This is a genomic window from Chryseobacterium sp. SIMBA_028, from assembly GCF_046535285.1.
In the GTDB taxonomy this organism is placed as follows: Bacteria; Bacteroidota; Bacteroidia; order Flavobacteriales; family Weeksellaceae; genus Chryseobacterium.
In genome coordinates, this window is the sequence record NZ_JAWRWZ010000016.1 from 64,264 (window position 1) to 81,744 (window position 17,481).

Annotated in this window: 19 protein-coding genes; 6 read left to right on the plus strand and 13 right to left on the minus strand. The window is 33.9% G+C overall.

Features of this window, described 5'->3' with window-relative positions; translation table 11 throughout:
- Nucleotides 1-4: 4 nt before the first annotated feature.
- Both SCA31_RS19420 and SCA31_RS19425 read left to right on the plus strand, forming a co-directional pair.
- Entirely contained in the window at nucleotides 5-139 is a 135-nt protein-coding gene (locus SCA31_RS19420) for a hypothetical protein (protein WP_410698668.1), read from the plus strand.
- Nucleotides 139-492, plus strand: coding sequence for a hypothetical protein (locus SCA31_RS19425; protein WP_410698669.1), 354 nt, complete (start codon nucleotides 139-141; stop codon nucleotides 490-492). Before SCA31_RS19420 ends, SCA31_RS19425 begins: the two co-directional genes overlap by 1 nt.
- 111 nt (nucleotides 493-603) lie before the next feature.
- On the opposite strand, the gene SCA31_RS19430 is transcribed toward SCA31_RS19425, so the two are convergent.
- From SCA31_RS19430 to SCA31_RS19445, 4 genes are all read right to left on the minus strand, one after another.
- Nucleotides 604-2,976 carry a TonB-dependent receptor domain-containing protein gene (locus tag SCA31_RS19430; protein ID WP_410698670.1) on the minus strand — a complete coding sequence of 791 codons (2,373 nt, stop codon included), beginning with the start codon at nucleotides 2,974-2,976 and terminating at the stop codon, nucleotides 604-606.
- A 180-nt stretch (nucleotides 2,977-3,156) separates the two neighbouring features.
- Nucleotides 3,157-3,771, minus strand: a complete 615-nt coding sequence (locus SCA31_RS19435; RefSeq protein WP_410698671.1) for a hypothetical protein — start codon at nucleotides 3,769-3,771, stop codon at nucleotides 3,157-3,159.
- Between the two features lie 138 nt (nucleotides 3,772-3,909).
- Complete coding sequence (locus SCA31_RS19440; RefSeq protein ID WP_410698672.1) at nucleotides 3,910-4,287, minus strand: VOC family protein; 378 nt, start codon at nucleotides 4,285-4,287, stop codon at nucleotides 3,910-3,912.
- A 122-nt stretch (nucleotides 4,288-4,409) separates the two neighbouring features.
- The gene (locus SCA31_RS19445; RefSeq protein ID WP_410698673.1) at nucleotides 4,410-5,075 is read right to left on the minus strand and encodes a hypothetical protein; all 666 of its coding nucleotides are present in this window, start codon (nucleotides 5,073-5,075) and stop codon (nucleotides 4,410-4,412) included.
- Nucleotides 5,076-5,195: 120 nt separating this feature from the next.
- On the opposite strand from SCA31_RS19445, the gene SCA31_RS19450 reads away from it, so the two are divergent.
- Both SCA31_RS19450 and SCA31_RS19455 read left to right on the plus strand, forming a co-directional pair.
- Nucleotides 5,196-5,759, plus strand: coding sequence for a TetR/AcrR family transcriptional regulator (locus tag SCA31_RS19450; RefSeq protein WP_410698674.1), 564 nt, complete (start codon nucleotides 5,196-5,198; stop codon nucleotides 5,757-5,759).
- 38 nt (nucleotides 5,760-5,797) lie between these two features.
- On the plus strand, nucleotides 5,798-7,246 hold the full coding sequence (locus SCA31_RS19455) for an MFS transporter (RefSeq protein WP_410698675.1): 1,449 nt from the start codon (nucleotides 5,798-5,800) through the stop codon (nucleotides 7,244-7,246).
- On the opposite strand, the gene SCA31_RS19460 is transcribed toward SCA31_RS19455, so the two are convergent.
- The 4 genes from SCA31_RS19460 to SCA31_RS19475 all read right to left on the minus strand — a co-directional run bounded on the left by SCA31_RS19460 (nucleotide 7,229) and on the right by SCA31_RS19475 (nucleotide 11,397).
- Nucleotides 7,229-8,332, minus strand: coding sequence for a serine hydrolase domain-containing protein (locus tag SCA31_RS19460; protein WP_410698676.1), 1,104 nt, complete (start codon nucleotides 8,330-8,332; stop codon nucleotides 7,229-7,231). The genes SCA31_RS19455 and SCA31_RS19460 overlap by 18 nt on opposite strands.
- Nucleotides 8,333-8,523: 191 nt before the next feature.
- Nucleotides 8,524-8,961 (minus strand): hypothetical protein, encoded by a 438-nt coding sequence (locus tag SCA31_RS19465; RefSeq protein ID WP_410698677.1) that lies wholly within the window; start codon nucleotides 8,959-8,961, stop codon nucleotides 8,524-8,526.
- An 87-nt stretch (nucleotides 8,962-9,048) separates the two neighbouring features.
- Entirely contained in the window at nucleotides 9,049-10,461 is a 1,413-nt protein-coding gene (locus SCA31_RS19470) for a hypothetical protein (RefSeq protein WP_410698678.1), read from the minus strand.
- Nucleotides 10,462-10,656: 195 nt separating this feature from the next.
- Nucleotides 10,657-11,397, minus strand: a complete 741-nt coding sequence (locus SCA31_RS19475; RefSeq protein ID WP_410698679.1) for a hypothetical protein — start codon at nucleotides 11,395-11,397, stop codon at nucleotides 10,657-10,659.
- Between the two features lie 1,012 nt (nucleotides 11,398-12,409).
- Here SCA31_RS19475 and SCA31_RS19480 point away from each other — a divergent pair.
- Entirely contained in the window at nucleotides 12,410-12,646 is a 237-nt protein-coding gene (locus tag SCA31_RS19480) for a hypothetical protein (protein WP_410698680.1), read from the plus strand.
- Entirely contained in the window at nucleotides 12,628-12,825 is a 198-nt protein-coding gene (locus SCA31_RS19485; RefSeq protein WP_410698681.1) for a hypothetical protein, read from the plus strand. Before SCA31_RS19480 ends, SCA31_RS19485 begins: the two co-directional genes overlap by 19 nt.
- Nucleotides 12,826-13,050: 225 nt before the next feature.
- Here the strand turns inward: SCA31_RS19485 and SCA31_RS19490 are convergent, their stop codons facing one another.
- The 5 genes from SCA31_RS19490 to SCA31_RS19510 all read right to left on the minus strand — a co-directional run bounded on the left by SCA31_RS19490 (nucleotide 13,051) and on the right by SCA31_RS19510 (nucleotide 17,367).
- Nucleotides 13,051-13,785, minus strand: coding sequence for a class I SAM-dependent methyltransferase (locus SCA31_RS19490; RefSeq protein ID WP_410698682.1), 735 nt, complete (start codon nucleotides 13,783-13,785; stop codon nucleotides 13,051-13,053).
- A 147-nt stretch (nucleotides 13,786-13,932) separates the two neighbouring features.
- On the minus strand, nucleotides 13,933-14,133 hold the full coding sequence (locus SCA31_RS19495; RefSeq protein ID WP_410698683.1) for a YqaE/Pmp3 family membrane protein: 201 nt from the start codon (nucleotides 14,131-14,133) through the stop codon (nucleotides 13,933-13,935).
- Nucleotides 14,134-14,404: 271 nt separating this feature from the next.
- Nucleotides 14,405-14,845 carry a hypothetical protein gene (locus SCA31_RS19500; protein ID WP_410698684.1) on the minus strand — a complete coding sequence of 147 codons (441 nt, stop codon included), beginning with the start codon at nucleotides 14,843-14,845 and terminating at the stop codon, nucleotides 14,405-14,407.
- Between the two features lie 89 nt (nucleotides 14,846-14,934).
- Nucleotides 14,935-15,318: a tetratricopeptide repeat protein gene (locus SCA31_RS19505; protein WP_410698685.1), complete on the minus strand. Its 384-nt coding sequence runs from the start codon at nucleotides 15,316-15,318 to the stop codon at nucleotides 14,935-14,937.
- 30 nt (nucleotides 15,319-15,348) lie between these two features.
- Nucleotides 15,349-17,367 (minus strand): M3 family metallopeptidase, encoded by a 2,019-nt coding sequence (locus SCA31_RS19510; RefSeq protein WP_410698686.1) that lies wholly within the window; start codon nucleotides 17,365-17,367, stop codon nucleotides 15,349-15,351.
- Nucleotides 17,368-17,481: the final 114 nt, after the last annotated feature.

The following is a 17,481-nucleotide window of genomic DNA, read 5'->3' on the forward strand; positions in this document are numbered from 1 at the left end:
TACAATGGAAGGAAAACAAAAGTTTGATTACGAAGCAGTGTCAAAGAGTGATAAGAAGAATGAAACAGATCTACAGGATATAATGGCAAAAGCCCTGCAGATCATCATCGGATTTATTATGGCAGTCCTGCACATGTAATGAAAAAGAGAATTTCATATTGGTTTTTATCAGGATTGGCTGTGTGGATGGCTATTATCCTGCTGAGACAGAATAGTATTTATATTCCTGTTATTAATGATCATTTCACAGATTTTATCACAGTTCCCATGTATTGTTATCTGATTGAATATATGATGAATTCCCTGTTGGGGTTTTGTTGGAAACCTGATCTCAGGTTTGTTTTGACCTCAGTTGTATATCTCTCTTTTCTTTTTGAAATTTTTTGTCCAAAGCTATCGGAACATTTTACAGGAGATATTTTTGATGTATTGGCATATTGTACGGGAGGAATGATATATTATATTTTTAAGATCAGGCCAACTTATATTTAAAGATACAGCCATTAGTTTTAATAAAAAAACCGGCAGAACCTTATATGAAGGAAGTGCCGGTCGGGGTTATAGTTTCTATCCTGTTTTTATATTGAATTCAATTGATCTGTTTTAATTGTTGCCTCCACTCGCTCTGTTGGATTCTTCAAACTTCACCTGTTTGGTAGCTCCTTTTACATTGTTGTTCCCGAATTTATAGGTAAGAGAAAGATGTATATTTCTTGTAATTCCCTTGTATTGATAATCTATATTGTAGGTTGGATAATACTCTATTCCTTTTTCACGGTTGGTATTCAGAATATCATTGAGATAAAGATTCACAAGAAGTTTTTTATCCATCAGACTGAGCTTCATTCCCGTATACAATGAGGCATTGGTATAATAATAGGTATTTCCGTTTCTGTTAGGGAGGCTTCCCCAAAGGCCAAGCATCAGGGTAACTGTTTTTTCTTTGTTAAGGAAAAAGTTGTTATCAATATTAATGTTGGCACTGTAGCCTGCCGGTGTAGATATAATGGCAGGATCGTAGGATTTTGATTTTGCATAAAAGCCATTCACAAAAACGTTGGATTCCAGCCATTTCAATTTGTTGTAGTTGTAACTAATGTTGATTCCTGCCTGATCTTCATTATAAAAGTTCTTGGCAACGGTGTATCTGTAATTGTCATCCACCATTTGAACCCTGTCCCAGTTGTCCTTATTGTAGTTGTAGTATAAGGTGACATTGAAGTTGTTATTTAAGACATAGCCAAGTTCAAAATTATCAGAAAACGATGGTAATAGATAAGGATTTCCGGTAGTATACTCATAATTTGAGATAAAGTATTTGAACGGATTCAGATTACCAAAGTAAGGACGTGAAATTCTACGTGAATAATTCAATGAAAATGAATGATTCTCGTTCGGTTTATAACTTAAATAGGCGGTAGGGAAAAACTTACCATACTTAATGTTTGCAGAAGTATCATCATTCATGGAAACTCCCTCCAGTGTAGTGTACTCGTAGCGAAGCCCGGCTTTTGCATCCCATTTGTCATTAATTTTAAAATTGGTAGAAAAGTAAGCGGCATAGTTTTCTTCATTATACAGAAACGTATTGGTCTTATCCGTATTAAGATTATATTGTCCATCCTTAATATCAAAGAAATTAAAGTCCGAATCATTTTTAATCTTCGTATACTTTATCCCTGACTCTGTTTTGATTTTGCCAAAGGTTTTTTCAAGATCAGCCTGTCCCGAGTAGATTCTGTATTTACTGATAGGGTTAGCCATCGTATAAACTGTTTCAGGACTAAGGGTATTAGAAAAGTTTCTTCCATTGGCATTATTAAGCATCATATTGGCCGTCAGATTCAATTTACCACCCATACTGTCTATCTTTGCTTCATAAAATGCCGTTGCATTGTGAACATCCCTACTATTTCTGTTACTGAAATTAGAGTTAATGTTCACCAGGCCTTTATCATTAAATCTGGTTGAGGTGTTTTCACTCCTTTCCCAAGGATTGCTGTGTGAATAATTGTAGTTGAAACCTGCCACATTTTTATCATTGATCTTGTATTCAGCCTTTATATTTCCACTTTTGTATTTATAATTATTAAGGTTATCACTATCTCTGTTCCAGAAATTATTGTTTGTAGTACCCACCATATTGCTGTAAGTATTGTATTGCCAATAATTATCTCCAACCGAAAGATTAGTGCTTAAAGAAAGTTTTTCTCCCTGATAATTAAAAGTAGCCCCACTTCTGGCGGAAACTGTTGGTTTTCCCCAAAAATAATTTCCTGAAGTCTGAAGAGAACCATTCCAGCCAAGGTTGGCATTCTTTTTCAAAATAATGTTGATCAGTCCGCTTTTTCCCTCTGCATCATACTTTGCCGGTGGAGTAGTGATGACCTCAATCTTAAGGATATCATCAGAACGGAGTGTCTTCAGATAATTAATAAGTTCCTGCCCGTTCAGGTTCAGAAGCCTGTCATTGATCATAACAGCCACATTGCTTTTTCCTGCAATGCTTATGGCTTCATCACTGGTTTTTACCATGGGAGTTTTGGCTAAAGCTTCTATGGCATCAATTCCCTGAGAAGCTACAGAGTTTTCCACATTAAAGACCAGGCGGTCTACCTTTCTCTCGAATAATTTTTTCTTCACAGTAACGGTCACCCCTTCTACTTTCTGTACAATTGGTTCTTCCTTAATCTGAACATCATTTCTGGCATTGCCTTTTACTGTAATATTTTCACTATTGGTTTTTACCCCATCTTTTATGACTTCTAGTAAGTAATTTCCATTTTCTTTTAAAGGAATTTTAAACGCTCCTTTTTCATCTGTAATTGCAGAAAATTTAGCAGTGTCTTTTGTAATCAGGACTTCAGTTTCAGATACAGGTTTATTGGCATTATCGGTAACAGTTCCTTCAATACTTTGAGCATAAATAAAAGAGGTGGAGATAAGACTTATAAGAAGAATAATCCTTCGGTTCATGTTTCGTTTTTTATACAAGACAATTAAAAATTACAGGATATTACATGACCTTATAAAAAATAATTTTTCAGTATTGCCGTAAAAAGGAATAAATAAGAAATGAAAAATCACTCATATCAATGATGAATGAGTGTTAGATTTTGAAATCTTAAATGAAGATAAAGAAATGCTTTTTTTTTATTAAAGCTGGATAATGGAGCCTTTATAAAACTTAGTTAAATCATACAAATCACTGAAATAATGCTGCAGATTCGCACTATCATTTTTTTCAAAACTTTCTAATTTTGATTGTTTTTCGGCGAGCACATATAAAGATTGATAATCAGATTTCAGATAGTCATAAAGAATATTTTCTTTACCCTGTTCCTTGTTGATTATTTCTGTTAAAAAGATTCCGTAGACCAGAAACTGATTAAAATTCTGGGCATTGACAATATAATTAAGATCTTGCTGAAAGAGTTTTTCATAATTGGACAAAATCTGCAGAAAGTTTTCCACATGATTGGTAGAGGGAATTTCATAGAAAAGATCTATGCCATGGATGAACAACTGGGTTTTTATTTCCTCATCATCGGAATGATACATTTTGCTGAACCAGGAAAAAATACTTAACAGTTCTTCCTTGGTAAGCTCTTCCACAGAGTCTTTTACCTTGTCCTTTATGATGTCGAGGTTAGCTCTTCCGTTAGGTTGCAGAAAGGTTAGGATATTTTCTTCTTCACGGCAGAGTTTATTGTACAAATTAATTTTGGCAATATTAGGATTGGTTTTGATGAAATAAAGTTCTTCTGCCATATCTATTAACCAAATATTTTTTATAAAATGGTAATTAAAGATACAAAATATACCGAGACTTTTTCTAAAAAGTATTATGTAGAGAATGGATAAGGAAAATGATAGGTTTTGAAAATTTTAATTCTCACTGTCATTGAGTTAAAGAGTTTCATGCAAAGCTATTCTATTGCCCTCAGAATCTTCAAATTCAGCAACCGCAAAACCATATTTCTCATCAATTTTCTTTGGATAGAGTATCTTTCCTCCGTGCTGAAGTACCTGGTTTAGAGTTACCTCAATATTTACTGTTTTAAAGTAAATGATAACACCTTTTTTTGAGGGTTTATACACATCTCCCTTGGCCAAAGCACCCGTTATGCCACTGTTCTTTTCTTCAAAAGGGAATAAGGCCATTTCATAGTGATCAATAATTTCATTATCAAAACTAAAGTTAAAAACAGCAGAATAGAATTTTTCGGCGCGTTCCAGATCATTAACAGGAATTTCGAAATAAACAACAGGATTAGTCTTGCTCATAATTTTCGTAGGAATGGTTTTCTGTGACTGGTTACAAGATACACAGATCACAATCAAAAATAGGCATAATGACCGTTGTAAACTCATAAAGAAGATTCTATTCAAGCCGTTTTATTTTGAAATTATTTTTTAAATGATGGAAGCTCCTGTATGGTTGGATGAAATATCATTTCGGTAACTATTTTCTTAATCAGAGATCTTGCTATGGAAAGAGGATGTTCCGGAAATTCATGGTCATATTTTTCCAGTTCAGACTTATTCATGGGAGTTCCTTGTTTAAAGTCCGGATCATAAGGATCTTCAAACCAGTTGGTCATGGTTTCTTCACCTATTTCTACCTCTCCGGTTTCCATTAATCTGTTCAGAATAACAGCATCTCTCATTCCCGTAATCCCAATTTCATTGGCTTGAATTTTTACAACATAGCTGCAGTTTTCAAAGGGAATTGTTATGGATGCAATATAGACCATTCCTGTTTCCTGTTGAGGAATTTTAATAATGGTTTTTACCGTGGGAATATCATGAATATGAATAATATCTGTTTCTATGCTACCGCCATTGGCAGTGGCTGCAATATTTCTGTAAAACTTTTTCAGGTAATCAAGATCCTTTACAGTAGGAAGATCAGGCTCTTTATCAAAATAGTGTAAAACAATAAGAGCTGACTGCTGTGGATTGACCCATCTGATGGCATCTCCGTCTTCAGATAATTTATTCCATCCCTGATCAGGAACAGCAATAGAATGAATATTAGCTTTATTTTTTTTCTTCTTAAATAAGTTGAACATCGTTGGTTTTTTACTGTTTAGAGATCATTTTTTAATCCTATTTAAAAATACAATTTTTCTTCAATTTAAAAATAGATAGACTTATCTATTTTTTATGTAGATTTGTAAAAATTTTTTGGAATGAAAAAAGAAAAAGTTCACGACAGAATCATCAGGGTAGCCTCTGATCTCTTTTATAAGCAAGGATACAATTCTACGGGGATCAATCAGATCATAGCTGAAGCTGATATTGCAATAGGTTCCTTGTACAATCATTTTTCATCCAAGAATGACCTTCTTCAAGCCTATTTGATTAAAGAAGAAAAAGAATGGTTTGAGGGCTTTGAAAATAGTATTGCCAATATTCAGGAGCCAAAGGAAAAGATCATTGCGGTGATTGATTACCGAAAAAAACTACAGCAATCCTCAAGATTTGCAGGATGTCATTTTATCAAGATAATTTCTGAAATAGGAGATGGGAATACTGTAGTGTCAGGTTTTGTGAAGAAACACAAGGATAAACAAAAAGAAATGATCCGTAGCATCATAACAGAATACAGTGATAAGCAACAATTAGAAGATATTGGTTTAGTGGCTGATAATATCTTCCTGTTAATAGAAGGTGCTGTAGTTACCTCTACAATTACTAAAAGAAATGACTCCTTCGATCAGGTGAAAAAAATGATTAAGGGCTTATTACCTTAATTTTTTTTCTATTAAAAAATAGATATATCTATATAAAAATGAAACATAACTATCTGAAATTAATTGTTATACTTTTTGGACAACTGTTAACTATAATGGATATCTTTATCATTAACGTATCCATTCCGTCTATACAACAGAGTATTCATGCTTCCAATGGGGAAATGCAGTTTATAATAGCGGCTTATCTTATTGGTTTTGCTTCCTTTTTAATTACCGGTGGGAGGCTGGGGGATTTATATGGCAGGAAAAGAATCTTCATTATCGGACTGATATTTTTTATGGTCAGTTCCATAGCATGTGGGATTTCATCAGGAGCTGCTCAGCTTATCATTTCAAGATTTATACAGGGAGTAAGCGCTGCCATGATGGCTCCACAGGTACTTTCTATGATACATACTTTATTTCCGGAGCATGAAGAGCGGACAAAAGCAATGGGGTGGTATGGAATTACGATCGGGATAGGAACTATTTTGGGACAGTTTTTAGGAGGATATTTTTCCTCATTAATAGTATTTGAAGAGCCTTGGCGACTTATTTTTCTAATTAATATTCCTATTTGTCTTCTTGCTGTTTTTTATAGTTTAAAACAATTGGATGAGTCAAAAATTGCGGCTAGTCAATCTTTTGATATTTGGGGCGTTTTGGTATTATCTGCAGGGCTTTTTGGGGCTACTTATGCTTTGACGGATTCCGAAAAAGAAGGGCTTGGCATTCAAAATATATTGCTGGTTGCTGTTTCTGCCTGTATTTTAATTTACTTCATAAAAAACCAGAAAAATAAACTGAATCAAAAAAGACCATACTTAATTGATTTTAAGCTATTTCAATATGAAAATTTTAATCTGGGAATTATAGCTGTTTCTTTCTTTTTTATTATGCTCGATTCCTATTTTTACATTCTTTCTTTGTTTTTTCAGGACGGATTAAAGATGAGTCCTCTGAATGCTGGAGAAATAATTGTTTCTCAGGGATTAGGCTTTATATTGGCTTCTGCTTTTTCAATAAAATTAATTTTAAAATATGGGAAAAAGGCACTGATCGTAGGATTGGTTTTTATCATTATGATTCTTTTTCTTCAGATTTTATTTTTCAAAACTCCAGCAGACTTTTATCTTTTATGCCTATTGTTGTTCCTGCATGGGATAGGGGTAGGTTCCATCATTCCGTCACTTGCGAATATTGCTTTATCAGGCATGTCCGAAAAACTGATGGGAAATGCGTCAGGTGTTTATAATACATTTCAACAGATTGCTGCCATCATTGGCATTGTAGCCATTGGAAGTATTTTTTATTATTTTGTTGGTGAAAAACCTTTAATACAGGATTATCATAAAGCTTTTTCAATAGCTGTATTGATTAATATTCTTTGTTTAATTTTTGTCATAGCTGCTATTATTAAAGTACCGGAATACGTTCTCCCTAAAAAAAAAAAAACTGACATAGAAAAATTAGCATGTTGTCTATTTTTATGGCTTCTTTGCTGAGGTTTTTAACTCTTCTAAGGTGATTTGGGCTATATTTCTGGTAATGGCAGTCGGAGAGTGGCAGTCACAATTGCTGAGTCCTATCACATAAATATCTTCACTGGGAATGTAAACGCCCATACTTTTGAATCCAAAAATACTTCCCCCATGTTCCCGGTCCGGAGTTCCATTGATATCTTTCAGGTGCCATCCGTATCCATAGGAGAATTCTTCACCATTGTTCAGTTTGTATTTTTGAAAGGCTTTTTGGGTTTCTTTAGAATTTAAAAGGATATTCTGATGTAGTGCCTGCTGCCACTTCAGCATGTCATCAACGGTAGACATCAGGGAACCTGAAGAAAAAGGTACACTGAAGCTGATCACCGTTTTGTTGACAAATCCATATTCTTTCTGGTGATATCCATATGCTCTTTTGGGAATAATCCTGCGGTCGGTTGCGTAATAGGAATTTATCATTCCTGCCTTTTCAAAAATATTTTTTTTGATGAAGTCCTCATAAGTTTCTCCTGAGACCAGTTCAATAATATAGCCCAATACCACATATCCGGAATTGTTATAATCAAATTTTTCGCCGGGAGAAAAGTCAGCAGGTTCATTTTTAAAAAAGTTAATCATTGCTTCTGGCTTCATTTCTTTCTGTGCAATGGAAGATAATGTTTTCATTTTTGTAAAATCTTTAATTCCTGAGGTATGAGTAAGAAGATGATGAATCGTTATTTTATCTCCATTCGGGTAATCTTTGATATATTTTGAAACAGGGTCATTTACGTTGAGTTTCCCTTGTTGTTCAAGTATCAGAGTTGCTGTGGCTGTGAATTGCTTGGTCATGGATCCAATTTGGAAAATATTGTCCGGAGTCATAGTGACATCCAATTCGAGATTAGCTTTTCCAAAAGCTTTTCGGTAGATATTTTTACCTTTCTGTGCGATCAAAAAAACGCCTCCCGGCTCATTTTTATTCCCAAATTCTCTGTGTATAAGACTGTCAATCTTCTTTTCATAACTTGCCGTGATGATTTGTGCATTTATTGTTCCGCCAAAAATCAAAAGTAATGCAATTCCGGTTATTAGCTTTTTAATAGTCATAGTTACGTATGTTGTTATACAAAGATATAATTTATTACAATTACTATGTTATACAATATAGTTATTTTCGAAAAATAAAAAATTCTCTAAAAAGTTAAAAGGTTTATATAATTTGTAAAGAAATATTATTGTAAACTTTGAAAATATTATTTTTCAAACTCTTCTTTTATGACTGATGAATGAGAATTTTTTCATTCTCTGGCAACGATCTCTTCATAATTATCCGGCTCATCTTTTAGAGGAACAGAAATATAATGATCTCCTTTTTTGGTGTAAACATTAGAGCGGTAAGGGTGTCTTTGTATACTGTCTGTGATGGCATCAAATAAATCCGACTGGATAAACCACACCATTCCGCATTCACCACATCCCCAGAATGCTTTCTCGTCGGATATAGGAGAGATGAAGCCATAACAAGAATTACATGGACATCTTAAACAGTCTCCGTCTGTCTCTTTTACAGCATAAGGAACATCCATCGTTTGAGGATTCAATGAGAAACTGCCGTAGCAGGAAGGACATTCCAGCATGATAAATTTCATTCCTTTTTTCTGTGAATCTGAGATGAAACGAATTTGATCTGGGGTGGCTGTAAATATTTCCTTACACTGATCGCATTTAATATTCATACTCATCAACTTATATTTTAATTTTCTAATTAGAATTTAGAGTCAAAATACGAAGTTACCAAAACAATTTTAAATCAAAAATTAACCTCAATCTTTATTAAGTAAAGGGAGTTCAGCAAAATCGCCTTTCGTTCCTTTTGCTTTTACGGTTTCATGACTAAATTTTATAGTAGTATCAGTCAGTACTGCTATTCCAAGATTGGATATCGCAGAAAAGCCAGTTAATGGAGTCTGTCCGTTATTAACTACCATAACAGCATTGGATAATGCACCATGTGCGATAATATCACCTGATATTTCAAGATCTTTAACTGTACCGCCATCTACGCTGTAAGAGGTTACATGAGTGCCGTATGTAGTAATTCCTCCTTCTATTCTTAACTGCTGAATTTCGCCGCCAGTCTTAATACTTACTCCATCAGCAGGTAATGTCATGATGACTCCCTTTACCAAAGTCTGTCCTGTAGAGCCATAGGTCGTTATACCATGCTTTACCTCAATATCCCCGACATTTTTACTGAACTGCATACCAACTGCACCATCCCCATGGGTAATGATAGAGTGAAATGAAGCCTTGAAAGTAGTTCCTTCATATTGATTAAATCCTCTTGCTCCGGTTCCAAAAGTTTCTATTTTTGCTTTTGCTTCGAACTGGTGGACTATACCAAAATTCACAAAACCGACACCACTTGCTCCATAGGAGGTCACAGGACTTTCTGCTATCCATTCATCCACCTCTCCCCAGGTATCCAGAACCATATCATTGATACCATAGGTGGTTACGCTTCCCATATTGATAAGATTTTTCACCTTTGCTCCGTATAAAATAAAAACAGCTCCTGTTATGATATTGGCCTGTCCATAAGGAAGCATACCGTTGGAATAAATATCGCCTGTACTGATATGATCAGCTTTTACCCATCCGCCATGTTCACTATAGCCACAGATAAATAATCCTGATCCAATTACTGGTGCTCCTTTTCTTCCCATACTGATATTGAACAGGCTGATATTGATTGTACTTTCAGGATTACTATTATAATTATAAACTGTAAATGCTCCCTGATAAACTGTATCATCCATTTTTTGAGGTCTTTCACTATATCTTCTGGAATCACAGGCTAGAATGTCTACGTTTCTTGCAATAAAACGGGCTTTGTCTGTACCTGATCTGGTAATGATCTGTACCTGTCCGGTTATAACGAGATTGTTTAAAGTTAAATTTCCCAGATCAGGCATATTGCTTAAGGTAAATATAGCTCTGTTATTAGGATTGGTCTGGATGATAAGGTTGGATACCTCATTATCGGCAGTAAGTCCGATTCCATCTCCATTACTGAAACTTAAAATGCTGCTCTCATTATCATATCCTATCAGGCTGAATCCCGGTGGTAGTATAATTGAATCAGGACAGAGAATGGAACTGTTAATTATTAAAACTGCAGGATTGCCATTCAGGGCCAGTATAAGATCTTGGTAAGAAAAAATTTTTACTTTCATACGAAATATAATTATTGGTGTTTTTTATTTAAGAGATTTGTATTCTGTAGATAAATTTATAATGAGGAGAGATCCGTAACAAGAAAATGGCTGTCACTATTCGCGAATAATAATAATTTTCACCATATTAAAAACTGTTTATAAAAGGGTCGTTTTATTATTAATCAGGAAGAAGAAATAACATAGTAAACTTGTTTATGATCTGAGAACTTTTTCATTATAAACCTCCATAAAAACATCAAAACTCAAAAGGTCTCTGTATCTGAAATTTAAAATAATCTCACCTTCCATAGTTTTTATTTCGAAATATTCTCTGTTGCGATACAGAGGTTTTAAATCTTCATACGTATAAGAATGATGATTGATTTCAATATTTTTTGCGGTCATGGAAATAATGTTTGCTGTCAGGTCTTTTACAGTAAAATTAGGGATGGTAGCAGGCTGCTTCTCATCTTTCCCGGTCAGGTAATAAAAAAAAACAGTCTTGCTCTGTTCAAGTTGCTGTAATAGAAAAGGAGCTCTATAATATAAATAGTTTTCTAAAAAAAAATCTGTATTGCCGGAATAATCATATGAAATGGTATACCAACGGTCTGTTCCGGTTCGAAAAGCGAGATTGTTGCGCCCGCTTTCAAAGTTTTTTCCTGCTGGAAAAAGAAATACATCTTCAATACTGCTTAAAAGAATTACTTCACTACCAATACTCATCTCATTTCCTGAAAGATGGAATACAGGTTTTCTGAGATGCCTAAAAAAGAGATATCCAAAAAAAAGACATAGGATAAAAAGAAGGTAGGGGCCTATATATTCTTTTTTCACGGGATATGATAAAGTAATATATCCTAAGGCTGCGAGCAGAGAAAGACTGAGCGCAAACCCAAGGCCATATATGACACTAAGTAAAGGAGACGGTCTGTAAGATATAATTGATTTCATACATATGTAATTGTTTTTTGATCAGGTGTTTTATTTACCGATGGATTGATGGGGAATGAAAAAGTATTCCTGTTAAATGATAAAATATACTGAAAAAGAATAGTTTATGGTGATTGTTTACAAGGATGTTCAACCTGGAAATGACTGTTTTAATGAGAGAAATAAAAAATGAACCTTCTTAGAATGATAAAAAGATATAAGGTGTACAGGACTATTTTGAAAGGTTTTTTTGAAAAGCCTGCTGCTAAAAATAAAATCATCATTTGTGTTTTTATGTAAAATTTGTGTTTTCAGAACCGTTATTTTTCAACAGTAATTATTTTCAAACTTAATCCAGTTTGTGTATGGCAAAATTTCTAACCCATTTTGCAAGAATATAGAAATCTGAATTAGAAGTACTTTGCAATCTTGTAATTCCATTTTTAACTGTAAGTAAAGTTCTTTTAATTCTGGTGAAATTATGGGGGTAATTCCTACTTGGGAGAATAAATAAAACAAAATCTTCTTTTTTCTGTTGGCTATAATTTTCCCTCATTGTTTTCTTAAAAATAACTTTTAGGATTAAAGTTGTTTCATATTGGGAGACAAAATTAAACTGAAATAAATGGGGCTGCAATATATTAGCTGTCACTATTCGCGAATATTAACAGGTTTTACGTATTAGTTTATTGAATTTCAACATGTTGTTTTTATTTTGTGTTTTTTTTCTTTGAGTCGAAAAGTAGAGTTATTGATCTTTTTAATTGCATCAAATAGAATGAAATTCCTTTTTTTAATAGATGTTCTGATATAAATTCCGTCATTAAAAAGCAGTCAGAGGGGTATTTTAAAGAAGAGGGCTGTTATTATTAGCGAATAGTGACAGCCTTTCTGTTGGACAGATTTCTTCCCATGATAATTTTGCAGCCGGATGAAAAACGCTGATATCTATGTAATCATCGATGATATGAATGGAAATACAGTTTTTTTGATCCAATTAAAATAATAAACACATTAGTATCAAAAACAAATGATGGAAGAAAATTTTAATGAGCTGGATCCAAAGTGGAATACAGCTGAATATGATGAAATATGGAATGATCGGCTCCAGTTTTTCCAGCTCAATGGAGCTCCAGATTCTAAAACATTTAAGAATGCCTTGAAACAAAGGCCTGGATTTAAAATGAAAGCCCGTATCAGTATGAATTTTTATGCTTTCTTTTTCGAAATTATCTATTTTTTATCAAAGGAATGTGGAAAGGAGCTTTGACTCTTATTGGTATAAGTATTATTTTATCTTCACTTATTTACCTTCTCCCTTCAAATCTTAGTACTCTTGGCAATGGAACTGCAGTAGTTTATTCTATAATTTGTGGGATGATGGCCCATTATATATATTACCGGAAAGAAGTGTTGAGTGAGGATGATTTCAATCTTTTAAAGGTCTGAGAATAATGTAATCCAAATTGAAAAATGATTTATTTAATGTATTGATTTTTATTGTTCCTGATTAAAAACGTATTCATTCATGCAATTAAAATGATCTGATAATTCATATTATATCAGGTACGGAAAGTGAGAGTATAATAAGCAGTCCGGGTTTTAAAATCTACTTTATATGTTCCCGGACTGAATTTTCATGAGAATTATTGCGTATTATTTCTTTGATTTTTTTTATCCTTTCTCTACAGATATCAATAGCATCATAGGACGCCGAAGTTCATCTTTCATTTCTGGGATTTCTTTCAACATTTCTTGGCCGGGCTCCGGTTCCGTGATTTCTTTTATTTTGAAACCCTGCTTTAATAGCGTGTTTATATAAGAAGTTAAAGTCCGGTGGTATTTGATCACATTTTCACCCAAAAAAGTGGTGTTTCTTTTTCTTTCTATGAAATAACGGTCAACAGGCCAGAAGGTTTTATTACCATTTTTATCATAGCTCCAGTCCTGGCTTCCCTCAGCCGTAAATACAGGATGCTCTACTGAGAAGACAAAATGACCACCAGAAGTTAGCCATTGATAAACATTTTGAGCAATTGCTTCAAAAGATTCCACATAATGCAAGGTCAGAGAACTTAAAACAAGATCAAACTGCTCCACAGGATAATGAATATCCTCTAAGGCTTTTCTTTCATATCGAATCCCTTCAAGGCTATTGATTTCTCTTGCCTTAGTCAGCATTTTTTCCGAAAGATCTATTCCAATGACAGATTTTGCACCATTTTCCATCGCATAACGGCAATGCCATCCAAAGCCACAGCCAAGATCAAGGATGTTTTTTCCTGTAAAATCAGGTAACATATTTTTTAGGGCATGCCATTCTCCGGCTCCCTCCAATCCCAGCTGGGACCGGAGTATTTTTTCATACTGGTCAAAAAAAGACGGGTTATCGTATTTATTTTCTTTCATAGGATAAGGAGGTTTGCTGTTGTTTTTAATATTGGCTCTCAATAATAAATGATGATAAAATTACAACTATAATCTGAAAGACTTTTAAAAACAAAAAAATCCTTTATATGGATAAAGGATTGAGAAGTTTTTATAGTCAAAAGTGTCTTACCTTTGATTTTGGCGCATGGCACGAATTAATTCTTTATTTCGGTTATCAGCTCTTTCATTGTTTAAAGATAAAACAGCCCAAATTGCAGCGGGAAGCCAGCCTATGACAGTAATCTGTAAGATCAGACAAATGATTCCGGTAAGGACCTTTCCTCGGATAATAAAAGAGAAAAAGGGAAGTAAAATGGCTAGTAGCATGATTTAAATTTTTAAGGGTAATAGATCAGTTTGAATGTATGCAATTTACAAATTAATTATTCATGTTCTTATTTCATCTTTTCTCTGTACATTCCCTGAAAACTTTGAGTCTTCCTTTACATGCTTTATCAAAACGATGGGATCATTACAATATTTATAATTTCTCAATGTTAAAATTTAATTAATCTTTAGTAAGTCAATGTCTCCGGTAAATTGATAAAAAACTTCTAAACTTATTGGTGAGGTACTCTCATTTATAAATATTCTTAATTTATTCTGAAAAGAATGGTGCATTGCCTTGGAGTAATTCTTTCATCGTTTTATCTGTTTGGATAAGGAGATTCCCCTGTGGGATTCTGTGATTAAGATAAGTGAAAAGCAAATTGGTTACCCATTTGTTTTCAATGTCGTGAAGATAATATGAAGAAACTAATTCAAAATCATCCGAAATATAAGCTGGTAATTCTGTTGATTCAGTAATCCTGAAAATGGTTACAAAAATCTCCTTTCGAATATCGGTAATCTTATCTTCTATTTCCTCCTCAACTTTTTTTTCATCAATGGCATGATAGGCTTCCATCCAGGCATCGGAAAATTCAGGCAAATCTCGATTATCTAAGGTTTCATCAATCTTTTCAGAATCGATATTATGAAGAGCAGCTTTTAAAGACTCTTTAAAAGCTGCTTCTAGTTTATTTAATTTTTCTGTCATAATTTAAAGGTAAATTATATGAAAATTCTTTTCAATACATCCTCCACTTTAGGAGGTTCAGTTCTTCAGAAAGTTTGATACAATTCGTTTTAATGAGATTGTGGGTCGAAATAGGCTTTAAAAGTAAGTGCATCTTCAACCTTACCTTCAGCTTCTTCTAGATATTCTAAATATTCTGCCTGATGCTTCTCCATATAAATCATAACAATTGCCAGATTTACAAAAAGGTTTTTATCTTCCGATCCTAGGTTTAAGGCTTTTTTTAAATAATACAAAGCTTTCTCATTTTCGCCCATATCAGAATAAATTGCACCAATGTTAATTAACGCAGAAGTATTCTCAGGTTCAATAAGTAAAATTTCATCTAATTCTTTAACTAAAAGATCGTTTAATGTATCCCAATGATCTTCATTCTGCCATCTTTTTGCCTGGAGTTTTTTAACGTTTTCAAGTCTTTGAGGTATGTTACTCATTTATTTTTGAAGTATATTTTAATGTTTTTCTTATCCAAATGCTCTTTTCAACAAACTCTCCACTTTAGGCTCACTCCCTCTGAAATTTTTGTATAATTCCATCGGATCCTTGGTTCCTCCTGAAGAAAGGAGCACTTTATATTTAGCTGCAATTTCAGGATTAAAGATTCCGTTTTCCTTAAAATACTGGAATGCATCAGCATCCAGAACTTCCGCCCATTTGTAAGAGTAATATCCCGCAGAATACCCGCCCTGGAAAATGTGTGAAAAACTTGGACTCATTGCTGTTTCCGGATTGGTAGGATAGAGCGCCGTAGCCTTGGTATATTTATCTTCAAATTCTTTCACGCTTTCATTTTCAAGTTCTGCCACTTTTGTATGGTAGTTCATATCCAGAAGTCCAAAACTTATTTGTCTCAATGTCTGATAGCCCTCCATGAAATTTTTGGACTGCTCAATTTTTTCAATTTTTTCGTCAGGAAGTACATTTCCTGTTTTATAATGTTTGGCAAAAGTTTTCAGGAACTCAGGTTCGTAGCAGAAGTTTTCTAAAAACTGAGAGGGTAATTCCACAAAATCCCATTTTACAGAAGTTCCCGAAAGAGTAGGATATTGAGTATCCGCCATCATTCCGTGAAGGGCATGACCAAATTCATGGAACAAAGTTGTCACTTCCTGGAAAGTAAATAAACTAGGAGTATCCTTGGTTGGTTTGCTGAAATTACAAACGATAGAGATATGGGGACGAGAATTTTCACCATTTTGCTTGTACTGGTTCTTGTAACTGGTCATCCATGCTCCGGCTCTTTTCCCTTTTCTTGGGAAATAATCAACGTATAACAAAGATTTGTATGTTCCGTTCTCTTTTACCTCATACACTTTTACATCTTCATGGTATTTCGGAATATCATTTCTTTCCTCAAAAGTCAATCCGAACAGTTTTCCGGATAGCCCGAAAACAGCATCCTGTACTTGGTCCAATGGAAAATATGGTTTCAATTCCTCATCATTAAAATCATACTTTTCCTTACGAAGTTTTTCAGCATAGAAAGCATGATCGTAGCCTTGTACTTCCTCAATTCCGTCAGCTTTGGCTAAAGATTTTAATTCTTCTATCTCTTTAGCAGCGTAAGGTTTTGCCTTGGTTAAAAGCTCATTTAAAAAGTCAAAAACCTTTACCGGGGATTTTGCCATTCTTTCCTCAAGAACAAAATCTGCATAATCTTTATATCCTAAAAGCTCAGCTTTCTGCTGTTTTAAATGAAGAAGCTCTTTAATGAGATTCTGATTGTCAAATTCTCCATCATCAAAAGATTTTTTGCCATTAGCCAATGCCAGCTCCTTTCTTAGATCACGGTTTTCCGCATAGGTCATGAATGGGATATAGCTTGGATATTGTAGGGTAACCACCCAGCCCTCAAGATTTCTCTCTTTGGCTTCTTCTGCGTATTGCCCAATGATAGCCTCTGGAATTCCTGTTAATTGTTCTTTATTGGTAATATGTTTAAAGTAAGCATTGGTAGAAGCCAATACATTTTGTCCGAATTGCAGGGATTTTAAAGAAAGATCCATGCTGATTTTTTTTAATTTTTCCTTGTCTTCCTCATTCAGTAAAGCTCCACTTCTTACAAAACCCTTATAGGTTTCATTTAAAAGCATTGCCTGCTCTTCATTAAGGTTGTATTTTTCCTTTTCATCATATACTGTTTTGATTTTATTGAAAAGGGCTTCATTTTGAGAGATTTTTGAAGAATATTCCGTTAAAATTGGAGAAACTTCCTGAGCAATCTGTTGAAGCTGATCACTGGTTTCTGCCGAATTTAAATTGAAAAATATATTGGAGACTACATCCAATTGCTCACCCGAATACGCTAATGCTTCGATAACATTTTCAAAAGTTGGAGCGTCAGAATGGTTAACAATGGTATCGATTTCTTCTTCAGATTTTTGAATTAATTCTTTAAAAGCAGGAAGATAATCTTCATTTTTAATGTCACCAAATGGTGCTGAATGATATGGAGTGTTAAATTTTTCTGTTAAAATATTCATTTTTCCGATTTTTAGTTAAGGTAAATGTAGCGATTCATCAAAGAATCATAGCTGAAAGGCACAAAAATGATGCCCGGATACCAAGTTATGACAAAAATGCATTAACTTTAAATA